A 6392-nucleotide genomic window follows, 5' to 3' on the forward strand; every position below is an offset into this window, starting at 1 on the left:
TAAAATGTCTGAAACCTGCTGACAGGAATGTTGTGCGGGAAAACTATTCTGTCTCAAATCTGCGGATCATTTCTTCCACAGTTCCCTTTTTCAGTTGATAGATACGTTCAAATGTGAGGCGGATCTCTTCTGTAAGGCCGGACTGGAGCCATGCAGACGCAATTCCGAAACTTAAGGCTTTGAGGTACTGGACTATGATGCTCCTGTCCTCCGGGCGGATCTGGCGTCCGTCCAGTACGGAATCTACATAAAGAATCACGACCCGCTCGCATACCTGCCACAGATACTGCTCAAACAGCTCCCTGTTTACGGAGTTGTAGATATGCAGAAACATGGTTCTGTTTTTCAGTATATAGTCGATGACAGTTTCAAAAAAGTCCTCGATCGTATTGGCGGAGGGATATTTCTGTATAATGTATTCAGCCTGCTCCGTTACCATATCTTCGATCAGAGAAGGAATATCATGGAAATAATAGTAGAATGTATTGCGGTTGACTCCGCAGTCAGCTACAATATCTTTTACTTTGATCTGGGCCAGAGGCCGTTCATTTAAAAGCTTTATAAAAGATGCTTTGATCGCATTGTATGTAAAATTCGGCATGGGTATTTCCCCTCCTTCAGGCGGATTGATGCAGCTCTGTCATGAATGATATGCAGCAGCTCAGGATACGGATTATGATTTTGGAAAAAGCAGCAGTCAGTGCTGCTTTCTCGATTTCTCTGGTTTTAGAGTCAGCATTTTCATCCGGCACTTCCGTCAGAGTCTGAAAGTGCAGATAGAAAGGTGCGCGGGTGAGAATATTTTTCTTAGAACAAGATTATCCTGTTACGAAACAATATGTCAAGAACTTTTTTAGTGTAATGGAACAGATGTAAAGGAAAAGACGGACTGCAGTCTGTCCTGTAAGCATTATTGACTTCCTTTTTTATGGATGTTATTATTAAATTTACATGATGGATTATAACGTATTATTCTATAAATTACAAGTTGCGGAATCAAATTTTTGAAATGAGAGGTGAAGCTATGAAGTATTCGACAAAATTAAGCGACACGATTCACCTTCTTGTCTTTCTCTGTCTGGCAGAAGGAAACCGGATGACAAGCGCGAGGATCGCGGAGAGTGTAAAGACAAATCCCGCCTATATCCGGCAGCTGATGTCTGCATTAAAACGGGGAGGGCTTATAACTTCAGAACGGGGGCAGGCGAATGCAGCTCTGACGAGAAAGGCGGATCAGATCACCATGCTGGATATCTACCGTGCGGTAGAAGGGGAAAAGCCGCTGCTGCATCTGGATATCCATACCAATCCGGAGTGCGGCGTGGGAATCAACATCCAGCTTGCCATCGGTGATTTCTACCGGGAAGTCCAGGATGCGGCGGAGCAGAAGATGCAGGAGATCACGCTGAAGGACATTATTGAGCATTATTACGAAAAAGCAGGGACAGCGTAGAAATGAACAGGAGGAGATTTGCAATGGAACAAAAGAAGAAAATCATGGCATAACGTTTGATTACTGCATCGGCGTTTCCGGAGGCGCCGGGAATGTGGCGTCTTTTGTGGCGGGACAGCGGGGGCGCAATCTCCGTTTTTTCACGGAGCATATTTATTCTCCCAAATATTTCGGAATCAGGAGCCTGCTGAAGACGGGAAACCTGTTCGGGCTGCAGTATATCTACGGAGAACTGACCAATTCCACGGGAAAAGATCCGCTGGATTTCCGGGCAATCATGAAAAATCCGGTGAAATATGAGGTGGCAGCCACAAACGCCCTGACCGGAAAGGCGGAATATTTCGGAAAGGAAGACATGAAACAGGATGATTACCGCCCGGTTATGGCGTCCAGCGCGATCCCGGCCGCGTGCCGTCCGGTGGAGATAAACGGGGTTCCATACTATGACGGAGGGATTGCCGATGCGATTCCGGTCCGGCACGCCATGGAAGAAGGATGCGACCGGCTTGTGGTCATCCTGTCCAAACAGCGGGACTACGTGAGAAAGCCTCAGGGGATGCGTTTCCTGTATTCCCGTCTGTGCCGGAAATATCCGAAGATCATAGAAGATATTGACCGAAGACATATTACATACCAGAAAAATCTGCAGGAAGTGTTCGATCTGGAAAAGGAGGGGAAAGCATTCGTCTTTGCGCCCAGTGAGCCGCTCAAAGTGGGAACTTATTCTATGGATGAAGACACGGAGCGGAAACTGTATGATCTGGGGATGAAGGATTTCGCAGAACGTCAGGAGGAGCTGAGACGTTTCCTGGCGGAAAATTCTACGGCAGAAAAACCGGCTTAAAGCCGGTTTTTGTCTCCCCATTCGCACATTCCGTCCAGAATCGGAATCAGTGATTTGCCTCGTTCTGTCAGACTGTATTCTACTTTGGGCGGAATCTGCGGATATTCTTCTCTGTGGACAAGCTGATCTGCTTCCAGTTCTTTCAGGGTAGAGCTCAGCGTTTTATAGGAAATCTGTCCGATGTATTTTTTCATCTCATTGAATCTTACGACGCCGAATTCCATCAGTGTATAGAGAATCGTCATCTTATATTTCCCGTTGATCAGAGACAGCGTATAACTGAATCCCGTGGTGCTTAAGTTCTCGTTGGATATGCATCTTTTTCCCATTTCACACTCTCCTTGAGGTAAGTATTAAACCTGCTTGTTAGTATCGCACTTTCATGTGCGTACTTGTTTTCTGTCATGTTCTTGTTATGATTGTAATATCAGCAGCAGGGAAAGTCAATCCTGCCGACAAGACGGACGGATGCGCGCAGGCGGCTGCACTGGCGGATAAGTTCTGAGACGGAAATCATTCCGCCGCCAGAATCTCCAGTGCGATTTTGGCGGCGGAGCTTCCGGATACATTTTCTCCACCAGTGCTCCCGGATATATTTCCTGCAGCAGAGCTGTCCGTGTCTGCCCCGCTCTGTACATTTACCGCAAAGCAACACATATGTCCGTCGTTTTCCAGAAAGCCGACAAACCATCCGTTTACATTCTGTCCGTTCACCGAACCTGTTCCGGTTTTTCCATAGAGTTTTCCAACAGTTGTCTCTGAAATGAAAAGCGCATCGCGCACAGCCCGGATGTTCTCGTCCGCAAATCCCCACTTGTTCTGCAGCAGATCTGCCAGAAGAAGAACCTGCTCTACAGGAGAGATCTTCAAAGAAGATTCCGCCCAGTATGTGTCAATTCCGCCGGTCAGATTGCAGTTTCCGTAAGAAATTTCGCGGTAATAGTCTGAGAGTGCCGAATATCCGGTCAGCCGGTCAAGTTCCTGGAAATACCAGTTTACGGAATTCTGCATGGCGCTTTCCAGTGTCTGGTCCCGGTTCCAGGAGTCAAAGTTGTATTCCGTGCCGTCCCAGGGGAGGGCGGTGGAATCCGGGGAAATGATCCCTTTCTCCAGAGCGAAGAGAGCGCTGTATATTTTAAAAGTCGAATCCGGTGATACACGCCGGGTACTCAGTTCCTCATTGTAAATCCGGAAATGTCTGTCCGTCATATCGTACAGGACGAATGTCCCTTCCAGTCCATGAAAATATCGGGAGAGATCCACGTATTCTGTATTTTCTTCATAACTTTTTCCGGGAGCTTCTGCAGGTACATCTGCATATGAGTCTGAGGCTGCGCCAAAAGTCCGAACCGAGAGAAACGGTGCTGCCGTGCATACGAAAAGGGCGCTCATAAGAAGGATGCAGATGCTTCTCGCTTTATTCAGAGGCGTATCCGCCCTGTAACCGGCAATCTCCCTGATCCGTCTCATAACCGCTTCCTTTTCACCGCCCAACAGGGAGAGCGGGGAGAGGAAACTCTTTCTGCCAAGATTTTCCGCATACCGGATCAGTGTGTAACCGTAACCGGCGGCATGTTCCTTTCCGACGGTGCGGATGACAGCGTGATCGCAGGCAGTTTCCCGGTCGCAGCGCATCACGGCAAAACAGTACCACACAAGCGGGTTAAACCAGTAAATAATCTGGAAAAAGCAGCTTAGATTATTTAAAACGGCGTCTTTCTGCCTGCAGTGCTGCAGCTCGTGCAGAAAGATAAAACGGAGATCCCGGGGATCAAGGAGAATGTCCAGATCCTGAGGGATTATAACCGTGGGAAACAGCAGCCCGTAAGAGACGGGGCTGGTCAGGCTGCAGGATGTGTACAGGGAAACCCGGCGCCGTATTTTCAGCTCTTTTCTGCAGGAAAGAAAAAGGTCGTACAGTTCCGGTTCCGTTTCGGGCGTGACCGCATATCCGGATTTGCGGATGCGGTGAATCCGGTAAATCTGCAGGAGATAATATAGGACAGTTAAAGCGCATCCGGCGAGCCAGAAAAGGGTAAAAATCCGGCTGAAATCGGAAAAGTCCGTGCTTCTTACGGCTTCTGCCAGATCATACAGTCCCAGAGATGGAACAGATGAGGCGGAAGCGGAAGAAGTAGAAGAAGCGATGTGATCTGCTTCTACGGGTGCGGTGATCAGAGCAGCCGAGGCGTTGTAGAAAAGATCCTGCATCCAATCGTTTTGCGTCAGACTTTCCGGCAGGAACGGCAGAAAAAGCGCGGCGGTAAAGATATACCACATATGATAACGGCTGTCCGCTGTGAGATACTTTTTGAAAATCCGTTTCAAAAGCAGTAACATGCCTGCCAGGACCGCGATCACGAGATTACACAGTAAAAAATGGATGGAAAATGTCAAAACCTGGTGCCTCCGTCAATGCTCTGGGTTATTGAGTTTCGAATCGATCAGTTCATACATTTTCTGCAGGTCCTCATCGGAAAGCTCTGCGTCAGAAATCAGTGACGACACCAGGGACGACGCCCTGCCGTTGTAGAAACGATTCAGAAACTGATGCCTTTCCTGTGAGATATAATCTTCCTGCGAGATCAGAGGCGAATAATAGAACATCCGCCCCCTTTTCTCATAGGAGATGACCTGCTTTGCCGTGAGACGGGAGAGCAGGGTGTGAACCGTTTTGCTGCTCCAGTTGTGTGATTTCGGGACTCTTTCGCAGACTTCGTTTGTGCTGATGGGCGAAGAGTCCCAGATGATTTTCATGATTTCGTATTCCGCCTGGGAAATCTGAGGCAAATTTTTCATGTGGACGCTCCTTTTAATCTTACTTTTGTAGTAATTATACGCGGCGGGAGAGGAGCGGTCAAGCGGAAGCAGGATTGACAGATCATTCTTCTCTCCGGCCTGACTTTTTTATCACAATAACTCCCACCACAATTACAATTACGCATACAACAGCAAAAATCACAGCCGCCCGTATGAGCGCATTGCCGCCGCTGTTTCCGGTATGCATGATATTGTCTGCAGTTTCGCGGAAGCTGTCTCCGATGAACTCGGCAATGCTTAAATCCAGGTTATTGTAATTCATTTCAAAATAGCTCCAGAAGATAGTCTCGGCCTCGTCGTCCATGACGGAGTAGGCGGCTGAGCCGTAGTAGATGTAAAACGTGCCGTCCATATCTTCCGAGTCGTTTTCACATGCGAAATATGCAAGGATCATATGTCCGTTGTCCGAGAAGATATTCCGGTAGATTTCTGCCAGATATTCCTCGGCGGCGGATTCGTTGAAGATTCCGTTATTCCACAGGGATGCATCATAGTCCAGAATCATCACATAGGGCTGGATACCGGTCTGGGAGTAGAAGTATTTCAGTCCGTCTGTCAGGTCTGTGTCGTGACCGATAAAATTCATCTCATCCACGTACCATTTCCCGTAGGTCTGTGTCCCGGTTATGGCTGTCCGCTCGGTCCGGGAGATTGTCACTTCCGTATTCTGCGAAGTACTCCGCGATGAGCCGATATCAGTGAAAATCTGGCTGATCAGTGAAAACAGCAGGATAATGACTACAAGAACGATTACAGAACAGCCGCATCCGCCGCGCCGTCCCGGTCCGCCCCATCCGCCGCCGGGGAATACGGGTCCCCTTCTGCGCGGCCCACGGAACCACGGTCCGCCAAAACCGGGACCGCCGAAACCGGGACCGCCCGGTCTGGGCCCACCAAAACCGGGACCACCGAAACCGGGACCGCCCGGTCTGGGTCCGCCAAAACCTGGTCCGCCCGGTCCTCTGCCGCCGCCACCGAATCCGCCGCCGGAGCGCCCTCCGAAAGATCTTCCTCCGGAATGTCCGCCTCCGCCGTGTGAAGAACCACCGCCTCTGCCCATAGTAAAAACCCCTTTCTGTTACATGACAAAAGTATTGTCTGATTATTTTATTATTATAAATAGAAGAGGGAGAAAATGTCCAGGGGAATGTGGACGGAAAGGATAACTTGAGTTTCCGCAAACTGCATTGAAAAGATAGATATGTCCTCTCCAAGTACCAATCTGCCGTTTTTTTTGAGAGCTCTCGAATGGCAGTACCGAGAATAGAGGCACTT

General features: G+C 48.8%; 7 protein-coding genes. 2 read left to right on the plus strand and 5 right to left on the minus strand.

What is annotated here, in order from left to right:
* Positions 1 to 43 precede the first annotated feature (43 nt).
* Positions 44 to 601, minus strand: coding sequence for a TetR/AcrR family transcriptional regulator (locus tag B5F07_RS17735; protein ID WP_087162538.1), 558 nt, complete (start codon positions 599 to 601; stop codon positions 44 to 46).
* 423 nt (positions 602 to 1024) lie between these two features.
* Between B5F07_RS17735 and B5F07_RS17740 the strand changes: the two genes are divergently transcribed.
* Both B5F07_RS17740 and B5F07_RS17745 read left to right on the plus strand, forming a co-directional pair.
* Entirely contained in the window at positions 1025 to 1453 is a 429-nt protein-coding gene (locus B5F07_RS17740) for an Rrf2 family transcriptional regulator (RefSeq protein ID WP_087162539.1), read from the plus strand.
* Positions 1419 to 2297, plus strand: coding sequence for a patatin family protein (locus tag B5F07_RS17745; RefSeq protein ID WP_087162540.1), 879 nt, complete (start codon positions 1419 to 1421; stop codon positions 2295 to 2297). The genes B5F07_RS17740 and B5F07_RS17745 overlap by 35 nt, the downstream gene beginning before the upstream one ends.
* Here the strand turns inward: B5F07_RS17745 and B5F07_RS17750 are convergent.
* From B5F07_RS17750 to B5F07_RS22415, 4 genes are all read right to left on the minus strand, one after another.
* Entirely contained in the window at positions 2294 to 2626 is a 333-nt protein-coding gene (locus B5F07_RS17750; RefSeq protein ID WP_087162541.1) for a winged helix-turn-helix transcriptional regulator, read from the minus strand. The genes B5F07_RS17745 and B5F07_RS17750 overlap by 4 nt on opposite strands.
* A gap of 184 nt (positions 2627 to 2810) precedes the next feature.
* Positions 2811 to 4694, minus strand: coding sequence for a BlaR1 family beta-lactam sensor/signal transducer (locus B5F07_RS17755; protein ID WP_087162542.1), 1884 nt, complete (start codon positions 4692 to 4694; stop codon positions 2811 to 2813).
* A gap of 15 nt (positions 4695 to 4709) precedes the next feature.
* Positions 4710 to 5096 (minus strand): BlaI/MecI/CopY family transcriptional regulator, encoded by a 387-nt coding sequence (locus tag B5F07_RS17760; RefSeq protein ID WP_087162543.1) that lies wholly within the window; start codon positions 5094 to 5096, stop codon positions 4710 to 4712.
* An 82-nt stretch (positions 5097 to 5178) separates the two neighbouring features.
* Entirely contained in the window at positions 5179 to 6177 is a 999-nt protein-coding gene (locus tag B5F07_RS22415; protein ID WP_140398045.1) for a hypothetical protein, read from the minus strand.
* Between the last annotated feature and the right edge of the window lie 215 nt (positions 6178 to 6392).

The sequence above is a fragment of the Lachnoclostridium sp. An169 genome, assembly GCF_002160525.1.
GTDB lineage: Bacteria > Bacillota > Clostridia > Lachnospirales > Lachnospiraceae > Mediterraneibacter > Mediterraneibacter cottocaccae.